Source organism: Gluconobacter kanchanaburiensis NBRC 103587 (assembly GCF_007988905.1).
Classification (GTDB): Bacteria; Pseudomonadota; Alphaproteobacteria; order Acetobacterales; family Acetobacteraceae; genus Gluconobacter; species Gluconobacter kanchanaburiensis.
The window spans coordinates 1-16,675 of sequence record NZ_BJVA01000006.1; the positions used below are offsets into that span (position 1 = coordinate 1).

14 protein-coding genes, 1 tRNA gene and 1 pseudogene are annotated in these 16,675 nt (G+C 54.5%); 12 read left to right on the forward strand and 4 right to left on the reverse strand.

Annotated features, from left to right (window positions below):
- Positions 1 to 96: 96 nt before the first annotated feature.
- Together GKA01_RS06250 and GKA01_RS06255 are read right to left on the reverse strand one after the other, a co-directional pair.
- Positions 97 to 173 (reverse strand) — tRNA-Arg (locus GKA01_RS06250).
- Positions 174 to 234: 61 nt separating this feature from the next.
- Positions 235 to 612, reverse strand: a complete 378-nt coding sequence (locus tag GKA01_RS06255) for a hypothetical protein (RefSeq protein WP_146860300.1) — start codon at positions 610 to 612, stop codon at positions 235 to 237.
- 76 nt (positions 613 to 688) lie between these two features.
- On the opposite strand from GKA01_RS06255, the gene guaA reads away from it, so the two are divergent.
- Positions 689 to 2,311 carry a glutamine-hydrolyzing GMP synthase gene (gene guaA / locus GKA01_RS06260; RefSeq protein WP_194265766.1) on the forward strand — a complete coding sequence of 541 codons (1,623 nt, stop codon included), beginning with the start codon at positions 689 to 691 and terminating at the stop codon, positions 2,309 to 2,311.
- A 305-nt stretch (positions 2,312 to 2,616) separates the two neighbouring features.
- Complete coding sequence (locus GKA01_RS06265) at positions 2,617 to 3,813, forward strand: tyrosine-type recombinase/integrase (RefSeq protein ID WP_146860301.1); 1,197 nt, start codon at positions 2,617 to 2,619, stop codon at positions 3,811 to 3,813.
- A 45-nt stretch (positions 3,814 to 3,858) separates the two neighbouring features.
- Here GKA01_RS06265 and GKA01_RS14035 read toward each other — a convergent pair.
- Positions 3,859 to 4,662 (reverse strand): annotated as a pseudogene (locus tag GKA01_RS14035) (hypothetical protein); the annotation flags it as partial.
- 115 nt (positions 4,663 to 4,777) lie between these two features.
- On the opposite strand from GKA01_RS14035, the gene GKA01_RS06275 reads away from it, so the two are divergent.
- A complete protein-coding gene (locus GKA01_RS06275; protein WP_146860303.1) occupies positions 4,778 to 4,993 on the forward strand; it encodes a helix-turn-helix transcriptional regulator in 216 nt (71 codons plus the stop codon).
- 24 nt (positions 4,994 to 5,017) lie between these two features.
- Complete coding sequence (locus tag GKA01_RS06280) at positions 5,018 to 5,872, forward strand: replication initiator protein A (protein WP_264789208.1); 855 nt, start codon at positions 5,018 to 5,020, stop codon at positions 5,870 to 5,872.
- 390 nt (positions 5,873 to 6,262) lie between these two features.
- Here the strand turns inward: GKA01_RS06280 and GKA01_RS06285 are convergent, their stop codons facing one another.
- A complete protein-coding gene (locus tag GKA01_RS06285; RefSeq protein WP_146860307.1) occupies positions 6,263 to 6,619 on the reverse strand; it encodes a TraK family protein in 357 nt (118 codons plus the stop codon).
- Between the two features lie 224 nt (positions 6,620 to 6,843).
- Between GKA01_RS06285 and GKA01_RS06290 the strand changes: the two genes are divergently transcribed.
- The 8 genes from GKA01_RS06290 to GKA01_RS06320 all read left to right on the forward strand — a co-directional run bounded on the left by GKA01_RS06290 (position 6,844) and on the right by GKA01_RS06320 (position 16,424).
- Positions 6,844 to 7,224: a plasmid mobilization protein gene (locus tag GKA01_RS06290; protein ID WP_146860309.1), complete on the forward strand. Its 381-nt coding sequence runs from the start codon at positions 6,844 to 6,846 to the stop codon at positions 7,222 to 7,224.
- Between the two features lie 125 nt (positions 7,225 to 7,349).
- On the forward strand, positions 7,350 to 7,592 hold the full coding sequence (locus GKA01_RS14155) for a recombinase family protein (protein WP_456305905.1): 243 nt from the start codon (positions 7,350 to 7,352) through the stop codon (positions 7,590 to 7,592).
- The gene (locus tag GKA01_RS14160) at positions 7,535 to 7,729 is read left to right on the forward strand and encodes a helix-turn-helix domain-containing protein (RefSeq protein ID WP_456305906.1); all 195 of its coding nucleotides are present in this window, start codon (positions 7,535 to 7,537) and stop codon (positions 7,727 to 7,729) included. Before GKA01_RS14155 ends, GKA01_RS14160 begins: the two co-directional genes overlap by 58 nt.
- A 226-nt stretch (positions 7,730 to 7,955) precedes the next feature.
- The gene (locus tag GKA01_RS06300; protein WP_146860311.1) at positions 7,956 to 10,085 is read left to right on the forward strand and encodes a type I restriction-modification system subunit M; all 2,130 of its coding nucleotides are present in this window, start codon (positions 7,956 to 7,958) and stop codon (positions 10,083 to 10,085) included.
- Positions 10,082 to 11,362, forward strand: a complete 1,281-nt coding sequence (locus GKA01_RS06305; RefSeq protein WP_146860313.1) for a restriction endonuclease subunit S — start codon at positions 10,082 to 10,084, stop codon at positions 11,360 to 11,362. Before GKA01_RS06300 ends, GKA01_RS06305 begins: the two co-directional genes overlap by 4 nt.
- The gene (locus GKA01_RS06310; RefSeq protein WP_146860315.1) at positions 11,359 to 12,774 is read left to right on the forward strand and encodes an AAA family ATPase; all 1,416 of its coding nucleotides are present in this window, start codon (positions 11,359 to 11,361) and stop codon (positions 12,772 to 12,774) included. The genes GKA01_RS06305 and GKA01_RS06310 overlap by 4 nt, the downstream gene beginning before the upstream one ends.
- On the forward strand, positions 12,775 to 13,404 hold the full coding sequence (locus tag GKA01_RS06315) for a retron system putative HNH endonuclease (RefSeq protein ID WP_146860317.1): 630 nt from the start codon (positions 12,775 to 12,777) through the stop codon (positions 13,402 to 13,404).
- Positions 13,401 to 16,424, forward strand: coding sequence for a type I restriction endonuclease subunit R (locus tag GKA01_RS06320; protein ID WP_146860319.1), 3,024 nt, complete (start codon positions 13,401 to 13,403; stop codon positions 16,422 to 16,424). Before GKA01_RS06315 ends, GKA01_RS06320 begins: the two co-directional genes overlap by 4 nt.
- The last annotated feature ends 251 nt before the right edge of the window (positions 16,425 to 16,675 follow it).

The following is a 16,675-nucleotide window of genomic DNA, read 5'->3' on the forward strand; positions in this document are numbered from 1 at the left end:
GACTTGAACCTCTAACCCCCAGATTCGTAGTCTGGTGCTCTATCCAGTTGAGCTACGGGTGCGGACACATTGTATAAGTCTTTACTCAAGAAAGACTGGTGCACCCGAAAGGACTTGAACCTCTAACCCCCAGATTCGTAGTCTGGTGCTCTATCCAGTTGAGCTACGGGTGCGCTGTGAAGCGGGGTTTTACAGAGGCTTAACTGACCTGACAACCCCGGTTCGTAAAAAAAATCAGTGCCGTGTCATCGTAATGTGCGCTCGACAGGACGGGGAGCCAAACGTGCCACCAATGGCCTGTCCAACAGGATAACCATTGAACACGACGGCTGTCGGATGATGGTTGAGATCCGTTATCGCGAGTTCCGCATGATAGTGGTGGCTGTCAGGTGTGTAGGTGCCATGCAGTACCTGAGATCCGTCTGCGGGTGTGAAGAGGATTTCACGACCATGTATCCGCAATGTGGAGGTCCGTTCCGTCGGACAGGTTCCCTGATCCGTCACGAGAGCGCCGATCCAGGACCCTGTTGGATCCTGTCCGGGGTCGGGAGTGCCGGCGCAGGCGGCCAGCAGGGCGCAGGCGGAAAGAGTTAAAAATGATCTCGAACGCATGTTGGATCCTGATCCGTGTTGCACAATGGATGACGCAGACGACACAACATCTTATAGGAGAGCCTCAAAAGGCACCATGAAACCGGAACGCGAGGCCACGACATTGACCCAGCAGGACGCCAGCACCGTCGAAAAGCTTGACGAAACCCTTCACGAAGACCGTATCCTCATCCTGGATTTCGGCAGCCAGGTGACGCAGCTCATTGCGCGCCGCGTCCGCGAGAGCGGCGTCTACTGCGAAATCTGGCCATTCACTGCGAGCGATGAAAAGATCCGTGCCTTTAATCCGCGCGGCATCATCCTGTCCGGAAGCCCGGCCAGCGTGCATGACGAGAATGCTCCCCCGATTCCGGATGTCGTCTTTGCCCTGAACTGTCCCGTGCTGGGAATCTGCTACGGCCAGCAGGCGATGTGCCAGAAGCTGGGCGGCAAGGTCGAGAACCACGAACACCGTGAATTCGGTCGCGCCTATATCGATATCGCGGAAGACTGTTCACTGTTCCGTGGCGTCTGGGCGCGCGGCAAGCGTGAACAGGTCTGGATGAGCCACGGTGACCGCGTGACGCAGCTTCCGCCGGGCTTCCGCGCTGTCGCGCATTCCGAGGGTGCGCCATTCGCGATCATCGCCGACGAAGGACGTCGCCTTTATGGTGTACAGTTCCATCCGGAAGTTGTTCATACGCCTCACGGCGCGGCCCTGATCCGGAACTTTACGCATAATGTCGCTGGTTGCAGTGGAACATGGACCATGGCCGGCTTCCGCGATCTAGAAATTGCGCGTATTCGCAAGCAGGTTGGCACGGGTCGTGTGATCTGTGGTCTATCGGGTGGCGTGGATAGCTCCGTGGCCGCCAAGCTGATTCATGACGCGATCGGTGATCAGTTGACGTGCATTTTCGTGGACCCCGGCATCATGCGCACGGGCGAAGCGGACGAGGTCGTCAAGACGTTTCGTGGCCGCTTCAACATCCGTCTGGTCCATCGTGACGCCTCCGAACTGTTCCTGAAGGAACTGGCTGGCGTGACGGATCCTGAGACCAAGCGCAAGACGATCGGTCGTCTGTTCATCGAAGTGTTCGAGGAGGAAGCCGCGAAGCTGGGTGGGGCGCAGTTCCTGGCACAGGGCACACTGTATCCGGATGTGATTGAGAGCGTGAGCTTTTCGGGTGGCCCGTCCGTGACCATTAAGTCCCATCATAACGTCGGCGGTCTGCCGGACCGCATGAATATGGAACTGGTCGAGCCGCTGCGTGAGTTGTTCAAGGACGAAGTCCGCATGCTGGGTCGTGAGCTGGGTATCCCCGAGAGCATTGTCGGGCGGCATCCGTTCCCGGGGCCGGGGCTGGCCATCCGTATTCCCGGCGATGTGACCAAGGAAAAGCTCGATCTGCTGCGCAAGGTGGATGTGATCTATCTCGAGGAAATCCGTCGCGCCGGGCTTTATGATGCGATCTGGCAGGCTTTTGCGGTTCTGCTTCCGGTGCGGACCGTCGGCGTCATGGGTGATGGCCGCACTTATGATCAGGCCTGCGCCCTGCGTGCTGTGACAAGCACGGATGGCATGACGGCGGAAGTCTATCCGTTCGACTTCGCCTTCCTGAACCGGGTCGCGGGGCGTATCGTCAACGAGGTCCGCGGCATCAATCGCGTGACTTACGACATCACCTCCAAGCCGCCCGGTACGATCGAGTGGGAATAATCCCGCGTCTGGCATAAGGTGGCATCACCCGGCATGAAAGTGCCTTAAAGCCCGCAGAAATGCGGGCTTTTTTGTTTTTTGGTCCGGCATTGTCTGGCACAGAACGGTATCGCCAAGCAGTTATTTTTTATGGCATAGTGCGTGGCACTGACTGAGTCTGATGCCATGGTTTTTGTTGATACCATGTCGGACACTTTGTGGGTGTCATGGTATTAATTTCCAATAACCTGTTGAATAAAAAGGGATTTCTCTGATTATTTTGGCGGTTTTTGATCATGGTATTGTTATGTGGGTGCCACGAACCGATGCTGACCGATACCAAACTGCGCAACCTCAAGTCGATGGATAAACTCTACAAGGTGAATGACCGCGATGGGTTGTACGTTGCGGTTACGCCTGCGGGGAGCATTTCGTTTCGCTACAACTACGCGATCCACGGCAGGCAGGAGACTTTGACTTTCGGGCAGTACGGCGTTGGAGGCATCACTCTGGCCGAAGCTCGTGAGCAATTAGGAGAGGCTAAAAAGCTGATTGCAGCAGGTAAGTCACCTGCGAAGGAAAAAGCTCGCGCAAAGGCGCGTATCAAGGGCGTGGAGACGTTCGGAGCGTGGGCCGAGAAGTGGCTGCGCGGATATCAGATGGCGGACTCAACTCGTGACATGCGCAAATCCGTCTACGAGCGTGAACTGAAGCCTAAATTCGCCAGTCAGAAGCTTGTGGAGATTACCCATGAAGACCTGCGGGCGCTGACTGACGCCATCGTCGAACGTGGCGCTCCGGCGACTGCGGTTCACGCAAGAGAGGTGATGTTCCAGGTCTACCGGTGGGCTATCGAACGAGGGCAGAAGGTTGAAAATCCGGCTGAACTGGTTCGTCCGACCAGCATAGCAAAATTTGAGCCGAGGGATCGTGCTCTGACGCCTGAAGAGATCGGCCTGATGTATCAGTACATCGAGCGCATTGGCACGACCCCCTCGATCCGGGCCGCAGCCAAGCTGCTTTTGCTGACGATGGTCCGAAAGAGCGAACTGACCAACGCAACGTGGAGCGAGGTCAATTTTAGTCAGGCGCTTTGGACGATCCCCAAAGAGCGGATGAAGCGGCGCAACCCCCATTTGGTATTTCTGTCGCGACAGGCGCTCGATATTTTCATTGCCCTGAAGACGTTTTCTGGGGGCTCAGATTACATATTGCCATCCCGCTACGACACCGATCAGCCGATGAGCAGTGCAACGCTCAATCAGGTGCTAACGTTGACCTATAGGCTTGCTCAGAAGGAGGGGCAATCGCTCGCGAAGTTTGGGCCACATGATCTACGCCGCACGGCGAGTACTCTTTTGCACGAAGCTGGTTATAATACTGATTGGATCGAGAAGTGCCTTGCCCATGAGCAGAAGGGCGTCAGGGCCGTCTACAATAAGGCCGAATATCGCGAGCAAAGAAGCACCATGTTGCAGGATTGGGCCGACATGATCGATGAGTGGGCCATTCGCAAGCGCTAGCTTTCTTGTCTGCGCACCTTTTTTTTGAGCGCGCTTTTTGACTGCTGCCGAAACAGCCTGGCGCGAAATACCCAGCTTTCGAGCTATTTCGGATTGGTTCAGCGTACCCTCGGATAGTAAGTCGTGAATCATGCTCGCAGAAGATCGGATGGCTTGAACCTGCCTGTATGCTTCTCGTCGAACATACACTTGGTCTTCGATATCCCAGTGCGCGCGAGTGAGGTTGTTGATACAAAGGCTCCATATCTGCTCTATTAGGGCGCGATATTCCCAAATAAATCGCCTGTCCCTCTGATAAGCCCTTCGAGATTCTGTACTTCTTCGTGGGTTGTGATGCTCGCAATACAGTTTACTTGGCTTCGGTCCATTCGGGTCACTCCCAGATAACCGCGTTGGCCACGCAAGATCACCATGTCGGCTGTGTTCGCTCAACCTCATCTTGGGTTCGATGTGTTCTAGAAAGCCCTCGTAAGAATAATCCGCCCTCAGTTCAGTAGAATCACAATAGCGCATAAGCATTTTCCCCACCTCGTAAGGCCCATATTTTCCAGATAAGGCGAGGCGGTAGCGCTCTGCTACTTTAAGTGAGCGGGCTCTGGCGCTTTCGATCATCTTATCGGTCAGGGGGACCAGCTTAGCGTTTCCTCGTTTTAGTTTTTTTACGACTACCGGGGAATTCGTTACCACAGAATATTCTGTCTGGTTTTCACAGAGTTCGCAGAAGTATGCGTCAAATGCATAAAACGATCCGCTCAGTTTCGCTTTCATGCGACCTGTTGGATCTGATTGAACAACCATGCGCTCAAGATGTGGATCGAAAGCAAGCTGTGTTTTGCGGCGTCGAGACATGTTCTCAGCCTACAGTCGATGTCAACCATATTCTATCTTTTTCCCGGCATCAGCGGGCATCGGCCGATAGTGTCAAGCATAACGCTATGCTGACACAGGAATAACAGACGTGGGAATGACAAGCAGAGTTCTGATCGGGCGCAAAAAGCTTCATGAGATGATTCCTCTTGCTGAACGAACCATCTTCAATATGGAGCAGCGTGGCGAGTTCCCCCGCCGTATCGCGCTGACAAGTAGAAACGTGGCGTGGGACCTTGGTGAAGTTGAGGCGTGGATTGAGGCGCGCAGGGCGCAGGGCGCTCAGGCGCAGCGTCCTGGTGTGCGCTTCTGATTTCCGAGCTTGTTTGTAACGCCTGTGTCTCCCATTCGCGGGGAGCAGCATGCCGCCGGCAAGGCATCAAAATGTTCCTCAGCAGACCTCTGCCATCGGGAAGGCTTTTTCGTCGCAGACATTCTGGCCGCTGCACCAAAGGGTGACGCGGTTAGCATGGAGCATCCACTGTTTGCGTTAAAAGCGGGCGATAGGCGTGTAAGAACCTATGAGCGTAACGGTCTCTTGGTGACCGTGAAGCCCGGGGCGGATGGTTGTGCGACCATACATGACAAGGACTTGTGGATTTATTGCATCAGTCAGTTGGTGGAGGCCAAGAATCGTGGGCGCCCCATAACACCAACAGTGCGTTTTACGGCTTATGATTTTCTCCGTAGTACGAACCGCTCAACAGGGGGGCTCGGCTACCGCCGTATAGTCGGTATGCTTGCAAGACTGAGAGGGACTGGCATCGAGACTAATATTGAGACGAACGGACAGTGTGAGCGACGCGGCTTTGGACTGATTGATTCATGGCGGATTGTAGAAAAGTCGCCAACAGATGATCGGGTGACAGCCATCGAGGTGGATTTGCCACACTGGCTATTCCGTTCTGTTGCGACCATGCGGGTTCTGACCCTGTCACGGGACTATTTCAAACTCCGCAAGCCGCTTGAGCGGCGCATATATGAACTTGCCCGTAAACATTGTGGTCTTCAGCCAAAATGGCGCGTGTCTGTGACGGTCTTGTACGCAAAAAGCGGCAGTACTGCGACTTTGAGAGAGTTTCGACGGCAGGTAAAGGAATTGTCAGGTATCAACCTGCTACCTGATTATCAGATGTCGCTTGATACAGAACATGACCACGTAACTTTCTTTGCCAAAAGAGGGGGGCGCTGAAACGCGGCTGCTCGCAATCTGTAGCTAAGAAACGCTCGCTTGCTCAGTAGCAGGGCGACATTGAGGAGCTGATCCTCCCAAAACACCCTGTTGATAAGTGGCGATAGCTTTGTGGAATGTCACGTACCTTCACCCACGTTTTCCTGTGGATTAGCACGTACCTTTACCCACGCCCCGACACGTACTTTCACCCACACGAGTGGTATATAACACATTGAATATTATATGTTTTTCTAACCCTTAACACGCGCGCGCGTTTTAACTCAAATATATTCTTTTAACGTCTACGGGGCTCTTCCTGCTGGGGATATGTCTTCAAGGACGTCCTTCGTGCCAAGGGCGAGAGTGTTTAAACGCTTTGCTCGTAGCGTTTAAACGGCATGCAATTCATTATTTCTCTGTGCCCTCCGCAGGGGACAGCCAGTGGGCAACGAGCTCACGATCAGGGCTTGGATGGAAGTTTATCGGCCTTGGACTAAAAGTACGGCGTTTGGAAGATACCTCCGGGCTTTGTTTTTCAGTGGCTGTGGAGGAGGCAGGTGGCAGCTCTCTTTTGGGCTGCTGTGAGGGCAGTCCCAAAATAAATTTCCTCACGTGCCGCGTGAACTGACTATAGCTCATCTGAAGGAGATCGTGATGTTTTTGGAAGATATCTGACCTGTTGTAACCTTGTTCCATCTCTTCTGCGATGGCGGTTTTTAGGGCGAGAAACCTCACGCGAGCCATACCCTTTTTATTTGGCGTCATTGTAACTACTCCCCTGATTATACCTACTGCGTTAAAGCGCGGATATGCGCTAATATAATCCAATATATGCAACTATAGGCGAAAATCTTCCTGATCGTGGGGCCGATGGTACGTTCGCATATAATTGCATTTTGTCGCGTGATGGCTGAAAGCAAGATAGGTTGCCGTGTGCACGGCAACGTGCTTGTTCGCCTGTGGCTCAACGCTGGTAAAGGGGTGGTCTAGTGACCGAGATCGAGAAGAAGCGCCAAAAAAATATCGGACCGCGGTCGGGTCAACGTATTCCGGTCAAAGTGACGGCAGCAGAAAAAGAAGCAATTGAGCTCACGGCTCGCCAAGTGAGGCTACCGGCTTCCACCCTGATGAGGAGCCTAGCTCTTGGCTATAGTCCTCCTAGTCGTGTCGATCAGGAGACTTTTCTTGAACTGTTCAGGCTGAGAGGGGATCTGGGCCGTATTGGTGGTCTTCTCAAGCTATGGCTGGTCGATCGGCCTGATGCCGTAGTGCCAAATAAGGTCGTTCGGGAGGCTTTGGTCGACATATTGGAACGACAAGAGCAGGTTGCTGATTTGATAAGTGAGATGCGTCCTTTAATTTGCTGTTAGAACGCCTACAGACTGTCCAGAAAACGGTGGTTTCCGGACACGTTGAAAATTCGCATCCGCGACTATCCGAAGCCTCCTTGGCGAGTTAATATTCTCGTCAAGTTTCCAACGTCTCGGTTGTGTCAATGAAACAGCGGATCGGCTGCGCGCGGGTTTCCACAGAGGAGCAGCACCTGGACTTGCAGCGCGACGCCCTTCAGCAAGTTGATTGCCATGTCACCTACGAGGAGGCAGCAAGCGGGAAGAGCGGTGCTCGGCCAGAGCTGGATCAGTGCCGAAAGGCCCTGCGCAGCGGAGACACGCTAGTGGTATGGCGATTGGATCGGCTCGGGCGCAGCCTGATCCGCGAGCGCACCCAGCCGGCCTAGCTGCAGCGCGCGCCAGAGGCCGCTCCGGCGGCCGCAAACCCAAGCCTGGGGAGATGCAGGCCCGCGAGATCAAGGCGCTGCTTCGTGAGCCTGAGATACAGGTTGCGGATGTGGCCCGGCGCTACGGCGTGTCCTGAACCACCCTGTACAAACATGGTTGTGTTGTCGCACCACGGCAGCCATGACCTTACGTTGCACATAACCGAACCCAAGGAATCACAGGAATGCAGCCTCGGAGATCACGTTGAGCACCGAAAAAGACCTCTCGGCCGCCGCTGACAAGATGCGCCGCGCGTTGAATATCGGGGAATACAAGCAGATTACGATTGTCCTGCATAAGCACAAGAAGATAGTTCAATACCAATGAGCATTAACTTTCAGCAACTCGCCTATTTTATCTGGTCGGTGGCCGATCTGCTGCGCGGCCCTTACCGTCCGCCGCAATATGAGCGCGTCATGCTCCCGCTCACCGTGCTGCGCCGCTTCGATGCCGTGCTGGCACCGAGTAAGGAGGCCGTTCTCAAGCGGTACGAGCAGCTCACGGCGAAGAACATCTCAAACATCGACGCCATCCTCAATAACTTGGCTAAGGATGAGGACGGCACCCCGCTGGGTTTTCATAACCACAGCCAACTTGACTTCCAGAAGCTCAAGGGCGACCCCGATAACATCGGTCGTCATTTGGCCGACTACATCGCCAGCTTTTCAGAGAACGTCCGCAAGATATTCGAGCGGTTCGAGTTCGACAAGGAGATCGAGAAGCTCGAAGAGTCCAACCGTCTCTACCAGGTGGTTTCCCAGTTCACCGAGATCGACCTGCACCCCAACAGGGTGGACAACATTACCATGGGTCTGGTGTTCGAAGACCTGATTCGGCGCTTTAACGAAGCCGCGAACGAAACCGCCGGCGACCACTTTACCCCGCGTGAAGTTATCCAACTCATGGTCAATTTGTTGCTGGAGCCCGACACCAGCGTGCTCACTCAGGCCGGTATTATCGTCACTATCTGCGACCCCGCATGCGGCACCGGAGGCATGCTGACCGAAGCGCAAAATTGGATCCGAGCCCACAATGATCAAGCCACGGTCAAAGTCTTTGGGCAGGACTACAACCCGCGTTCCTATGCTGTGGCAGCTTCCGACTTGTTGATCAAGGGGCACAAGGATGGTCAGGTGGTGCTGGGCAACACTCTCACCGATGACCCGTTTCCGGACCACACGTTCGACTATCTGCTGGCCAATCCGCCTTTCGGTCTGAATTGGAATACTGAGAAACAAACCATTGATCGCTGGCCCAACTTTCGTGGCTACGGCGGCAAGCTACCGCGTATCAGCGACGGTGCCCTATTGTTCCTGCTCTACATGATGAGCAAGTTCCAGGACTACAAGCCAGGCCGCCGCGACATGCCCGGCTCACGCGCCGCCATTGTGTTCAATGGCTCGCCGCTGTTTACTGGCGGTGCTGGCAGTGGCGAAAGCGAGATTCGCCGCTGGATCATCGAGCGCGACCAGCTTGAAGCCATCGTCGCCCTACCCGAGCAGATGTTCTACAACACCGGCATCGGCACCTTCATTTGGGTGGTAAGCAACCGCAAGGCGGCAAACCGCCGGGGCAAGATCCAGCTCATTGACGCCCGCGAACGCTACACATCGATGAGGCGTAGTCTGGGTAACAAGCGCCGCTACCTTGACCCAGTTGCGCTCGGTGCCATCACCCGCGAACATGGTGCACTGGAAAACAGCCAGACCAGCCGCGTGTTTGACAACAAGGATTTCGGCTATCGCCGTATTACCGTACTGCGCCCGCTGCGCCTGCGTTTCCAGATTACCGACGAAGCCCGCGAACGTTTCCTCGACACCTGCCCCGAGCTGTACGATGCCCTGCAGGCGGTGCAGGACGAAGTTGGCACCGAACCGCTGTTGGACTGGAGCCAAGCCTGGACCACTGTGCAACAAGTGTTCAAGACCCTGTCCGACGATATGGAAGGTTGGGCCAAGGGTGCCAAGGGCACGGCGCAGAAGAAAATCTTCCGCGACTGCTTTACCACCGTGGATCCCGATGCCTCACCGGTGATTGCCAAACATCACAAGTCAGACCCTTTGGGGGATGCTAGCTACTTCCCTATCCAGACTCTGCCCACCGACCTCACCACACAGTGCCTGCATGTCCTGCTCGGCCTACATCGCGATGGCAAGAAGGGCTTCGTTGAGTACGAGTCCGACCCGGCGCTTAAGGATGCCGAAAACGTTCCGTTGAAAGAAGACATCGTCAGCTACTTCCTGCGTGAAGTGCAACCCTACGTGCCCGATGCTTGGATTGACCGCGAGACGCTGGATGAGCAGGACGGCGGCATCGGCAAGGTGGGCTATGAAATCAACTTCAACCGCATTTTTTTTCAGTATCAGCCGCCACGCCCGCTGCATAAGATTGATGCGGAGCTTGCTGAAGTGGAAAAGCGGATTTTGGGTTTGCTGTCCGAGGTGACGGAGTGAGCACCTCAACTGTACGAATCGACCCGAACGTCTGGCGCTTGGCACGCTTAAAATTCGTTGCACCATTGCGAAACGAACGCGTGTCTGCCGGCTCCGACCATCCTAGCTACCTTGGCCTTGAGAACATCGAACCGTGGACGGGCAAGATCATCGAGATCGCATCGAAACTGGATGGCGAGACCGCCGACGAAAGCGCGGGGCTTGCCAATATATTCAGGGAAGGCGATGTACTGTTTAGCAAACTCCGCCCTTATTTGGCCAAAGCATGTTACGCACTGCATGATGGTGTCTGCTCGACCGAGTTGCTCGTCATGCGACCTTCGGAGCTTCTCGAACCGCGCTTCCTGCTTTACTCCATCTTGACTCCAGATTTCGTTGATACAGTTGCTGCATCAACATTCGGTGCCAAAATGCCCCGTGCCAACTGGGATTTCATCGGATCGCTGGAAATCAATGTTCCACCAGTCGAAGAACAGCGCCTCATCGCCAATTACCTCGACCGCGAAACCACCTGTATCGACGGACTGATTACCGAAAAGGAACGCATGCTGGCGCTGTTGGCAGAAAAGCGTGCCGCCCTCATAAGCCGCATCGTCACCCGCGGCCTCGACCCCAACGTCCCACTTAAGCCCTCCGGCCAGGAATGGCTGGGTGAAATTCCGGCGCATTGGAACATTTGCCAACTGAAGCGCACCTGGATCTCATCCGATTATGGGCTTTCTGAAAGCATCAGGGACGAAGGAGAAATCGCAGTCCTTCGTATGAGTTGCATTGTAGACGGGCGGATTGATGTTTCGAAGTCTGGCATGATCACAGAAGTCGACGACCACTTGCTGCTCCGGCGAAACGATCTGCTCTTTAACCGAACAAACAGTCTTGATCAGATTGCAAAGGTTGGGCTGGTGGATTTCGATCCCGACAAGCCCTTGACCTTCGCTTCCTATCTAGTTCGTATTCGTACGAATCATCGTGCGATGCCGCAGTACTTGGTTGCGCTATTGAATTCGTCACTATTTCTGGAGTTTGCCCGAAAGAATGCGATCCCGGCGATCGGTCAGGCCAATTTGAGCCCGACGCGATACGGAGAAATTCACATCCCTCTTCCGCCAAAGGTTGAGCAGGAAGAGATCGTTGTGTTCCTCGAACGAGAAGCCAACACATCAAATCCAATCCGCGAACACATAAAAAGCTCCATTGATCTATTAAAGGAGCGCCGCGCCGCGCTGATTACCGCCGCTGTTACAGGCCAGATTCCGCTAGAAGAGATGATTTCATGAAATTGAAAAGTTTAGGATTGACGAATTTTCGTGGCTTTGACCGACTGGACATCGGCTTTGATGCGCAAATGACTGTGATTGCTGGCGTCAACGGCGTTGGTAAGTCAACAATTTTGCAAGCCATCACAGCTGCTTATTCCCATTCCTTGCCTGAGTTTACGGTTTCACGCGAAAAGCCACTGTCCCTACTCGATTCTGACGTCCAGCAAGGCAGATCTTCCTGCATCGTCGAAATGGAAAGCAATGTCTTGGGAGACGTTTCGCTGATCACTTTTCTTTCCAAGGAAAGTCTGGATCGAGACGAAAAGTTGGGGCTTGAGCACAAGCAATCCATGATGAAGAAGGGGTTGGTTATCCTTGAAAAAGGATCGCCAGACTACAGGAACCTAAAAAACGAAATTGCGTGGATAGACAAACGTCTGCAAGGCAACTTCGAGAAACGCTTGCGTTGGCTGTTTACTGATAATCATGAATCCGAAGCGCGCTTGAAGTGCCAGTTAAAAAGCAGTCCGACTCAGCCGCTGGTCGTTTACTACTCAACGCACCGTCTCCTTTCAAGGCTTCCGCCAAAGCTTCAAAAGGCACTTCCGTTCAAGCAAGCTGCGGCATTTTCAAAATCCCTTACGCAGCTGGAAATTTCCCTCAATGAGTTCGCCAAGTGGCATCGCGCCATGGGTTCATCTCGTGTAATTCAAGAAGACTCAGAACACGGCTCAAGCATTCTGCCGCTGCTTCAGAAAGCGATTTCTGGTCTGATTCCACAAATCAAAGAATTTTGGTTTCACGAGGAATACCCGCCGCGCTACGCCGTCACCAAAGATGCGACGATTGATGAGCAGATTAACGGCAACAAAAGCGACAAGCAGTTATTTTTGGAGCAGTTATCCGATGGTGAACGTGGACTGATTGCTTTAGTGTTCGACCTTACTCGTCGTCTTGCTATCGCTAATCCTAATCTGACAAATCCAATAGCAGATGGTGAGGCGTTGGTCTTGATTGATGAGGTCGAGCTGCACCTGCATCCCAAGTGGCAACGAGATATTTTGCAGCGGCTGCAAGATACCTTCACTGCCTGCCAGTTCGTGGTGACAACCCATTCGCCTCTGGTGCTGGGAGAGGTCCCGGCACGCTGCGTGCGCTTCCTGGAATTTGTGGATGGCAAGGTGAGCATGACCGTGCCCACTGAGGCTTATGGCATGGATGTCAATCGCATCTTGCAAGAGTTCATGGGTGCGCGGGTGCGTAACCGTCAGGTGGATAGTGAGCTGAAAGCGCTCTTTGATCTGATTGACCAAGAGCGCTTCGATGACGCCCGTGCTGCGATTGTCACCCTCGAACGCAAACTTGGTGATGAGGAACCCGAGTTGACGCGGGCTAGCTCGCTAATCCGCTTTTTAGATGGCGCCGAATAGATGCGCACCATTAAAAAGGGGCAGGAGCCCGCCACTTTGACGCAGCACCGCAAGCAGTCGCATGCCGACTACGACAACTATGCTGACAAAAGTGCCTTGAGACAAGAATTGGTGGCGGAGCAGCACGGTCTGTGCTGCTACTGTCAGTCGCGTATCCGTGCCACACCGGAGGGCATGAAGATCGAACACTGGCAATGCCAGGCCGACCACCCAGGGCGACAGCTCGACTACAGTAATCTGCTCGGCGTATGCTTGGGCGGCCAGGGGCGGTCTGAACGCGAGCAGCATTGCGATACACGGAAGGGCAACAAAGCCCTGTGTTTCAGCGTGTGCGATTCCACCCACCCCATTGAGCCGCATGTCCGATTTTTAGGTGACGGTACCATTAAGGCAGTTGATAGGGACATCAATGAGGCTCTCAACGAGGTTCTTAATCTCAATCTCCCGCTCCTAGTGAGCAACCGCAAGGCGGTCCTTGCAGCGTTTCAGCAACGTCTGCAGGATGGACGCCGTGTTGACCCGGCACGCGAGCTGCCGAAATGGGACGGTAGCGAACCCGGCGAATTGCCGGAGTTCGCGCAGGTCATTGTTTATTGGCTACGAAAAAAACAAGCGAGGTCCGCCGTATGAAGCGCACCAGCGAAGCCGCATTCGAAACCGCCATCGAAGCCGTCTTGCTGAATGACGGATACGTACGGATGGATGCCAAAAGCTTCGATCGAGCGCGCGCGATCTTCCCTGACGAGGCCTTGGCCTTCATCCGTGCCACTCAACGCAACTTGTGGGATAAGCTGGAAGCATTGCACGGCGAGCAGACGGGCGCCCGGGTGCTGGAAACACTTTGCAAATGGCTGGACACACACGGTGTACTGGCCACGTTGCGGCACGGGTTTAAATGCTTTGGCAAGACTTTGCGGATCGCGTTCTTTCGCCCAGCACATGGCTTGAACCCGAAGTTGGAGGCGCGTTACAAAGCCAATCGGCTGGGACTAACCCGCCAACTACATTTCAGTCCTAAGTCGGAAAAATCACTGGATGTGGTGCTGTCGGTCAATGGCATCCCAGTGGTCACGCTGGAACTCAAGAATCCTTTGAGCGGCCAGTCGGCTGCCAATGCCATTCACCAGTACCGCCACGACCGCGAGCCGCGCGAGCCCATCTTCGTGTTCACCAAGCGCACGCTGGTGCATTTTGCGGTGGATACCGAAGAAGCGCACATGGCCACGCGCCTGGCGGGCACATCCACCACTTTCCTGCCTTTCAATCGCGGCCTGGACGGCGGTGCCGGCAATCCGCCCTACCGCGAGGGCCGCAACTACAAGACGGCGTATTTGTGGGAAGAAGTGCTGCGACGCGACAGCCTGCTCGACCTACTTGCCCGCTTTCTGCACCTGAATGTGGAAGAGAAGACCACAGACGACGGTAAAAAAGTGCGCAAGGAAAGTCTGATCTTTCCGCGTTACCACCAGTTGCAGGCGGTACGCCAGATGGTGGCAGTTGCCGCAAGCGAAGGCGCGGGACACAACTATCTGGTCGAGCATTCAGCCGGTAGCGGCAAGAGCAACACCATTGCCTGGTTGGCGCACCGCCTTTCCAGCCTGCACAACGAAGGCGACGAACGGCTGTTTGACAGCGTGGTGGTCATCACCGACCGCGTGGTGCTGGACCGTCAGTTGCAAAACACGATCTACCAGTTTGATCACCGTCAGGGCGTGGTGCAGAAGATCGACGAGGACTCACGCCAGCTCGCAGAGGCACTCGAAGCGGGTGTGCCCATCATCATCACCACGCTGCAGAAGTTCCCGTTCGTGACAGGGCAGCTGGCCAAGCTCAATGAGGAACGCGGGGAGGGCAGCCAAAGCCATCTGCCCACGCGCAGGTATGCAGTGATCATTGACGAAGCACACAGCTCGCAATCAGGCGAAACGGCCACCGAGCTCAAGGGCGTGTTGGGCGGTGTCGAGCTGCGAAAGAAGGCGCAGGCGATGGCTGAGGAGGAAGGCGAAGTGGAACTGGAGCGGCTGTTCCGTTCCATGGCCAAGCGCGGCCACCAGCCGAACATAAGCTTCTTTGCCTTCACCGCCACGCCCAAACATAAGACGCTGGCGATCTTCGGTCGCAGCGGTGAATCCTTTCACCGCTACACCATGCGCCAGGCCATTGAGGAAGGTTTCATTGAGGACGTGCTGAAGAGCTACGTCACCTACAAGACCTATTACAAGCTGATCAAGAAAGCCGAAGACGACCCCAACGTCGAGCGCAAGAAGGCGGCCAAAGCGCTGGCCCGCTTCATGCGCCTGCACCCGCACAACATCGGCCAGAAGACCGAGGTAATGGTCGAGCATTTCCAGCAGTTCACCCGGCACAAGATTGGCGGACATGCCAAAGCGATGGTGGTGACCGGATCGCGTTTGGAGGCGGTGCGCTACAAGCAGGAGTTCGACCGCTACATCCAAGAAAAGGGATACCCGATCAAAAGCCTTGTGGCGTTCTCGGGTAAGGTGGAAGACGACAAGGTTCCAGATAAGTCGTACACCGAGGTGGAGATGAATGACGGCCTGAAGGAAAAGGAGTTGCCTGACACCTTCGCCAAACCAGATTTCCGCGTGCTACTGGTGGCCGAGAAATACCAGACTGGTTTCGATCAGCCGCTGTTGCACACGATGTACGTGGACAAGCGGCTGGCGGGCATTCAAGCCGTGCAGACATTGTCGCGCTTGAACCGGACACATCCACTCAAAGACGATACCTTCGTGCTTGATTTCGTTAACGAGCCAGACGAAATCCAAGAGGCCTTCCGGCAGTATTACGATGGCTCGGTAATGGGTGAACAGGTCGATCCAGACAAGCTCTATGAGGTGAAGGCCGAGCTGGATGCCTCGGGCATTTACCTGCAAACCGAGATTGCCGAGTTTGCTCGTGTGTTCTTTGCGCCTAAGCGCCGCCAGAGCCCCGGTGACCATAAGCTGATGAATGCTATTCTTGATCAGGCGGTCGCGCGCTTTGTGCAGTTGCAGAACAGTGAAGAGGATGAAGCTGAGTTGTGGCGCGGCAAGCTGCAGGCCTTTCGCAATCTGTACGGTTTCCTGAGCCAAGTGATTCCCTATCAGGACAGCGATCTAGAAAAACTCTTCACCTACCTGCGCCATCTCGCGCTGAAGCTGCCAAAGCGCAAGAGCGGGCCGAGCTATCAGTTCGACGAAGGAGTGGAGCTCGATTACTACCGCTTGCAGAAAATCAGTGAAGGCTCGATCAGCCTCAATGAAGGCTATGCCAAACCGCTTGACGGCCCGCGAGAGGTGGGCTCAGGCATGGTGCGTGAGGAACCCGTTTCGCTGTCACGCCTGATCGACATCATCAATCAGCGCTTCGGCGGAGAATTGAATGATGCAGATCAATTGTTTTTTGATCAGATCACCGAAGCCGCAAGCCAGAACGAGTCCCTGCAAAAGGCAGCAGAGGTCAACTCCCTAGACAAGTTCCAGCTCGTATTTCGGCAAATCCTTGAGGCACTATTTATTGAGCGCATGGAGCTGAATGAAGAACTGTTTACTGATTACATGGGCAAGTCAGAAATGCGGGAGCTGGTGTCCAAGTGGCTGGGCACCCAAGTTTACGCTCGTCTTTCGAATAAGGCCCCGGGGAACTAAATGTGCCGTTGAGTGCGCATGTTCTTGGTGGCTGCGGATCTAGAACCGAGACGGATAAGGACTGACTCGCGAGTGATTTTCAACGTCACACGGCTATTGGCGTAAAAATCTCACAATCTTTCCTGTGTCAATGGCATTTTACATGGTATCAGATTTGCAAATCTACGTAAGCGTCTCATAGAAAATGAAAAATTTTCATTATCAATAATCGAGTGGGAATGATCCAGCGTTCGGTCGCAGTTGACGCCATT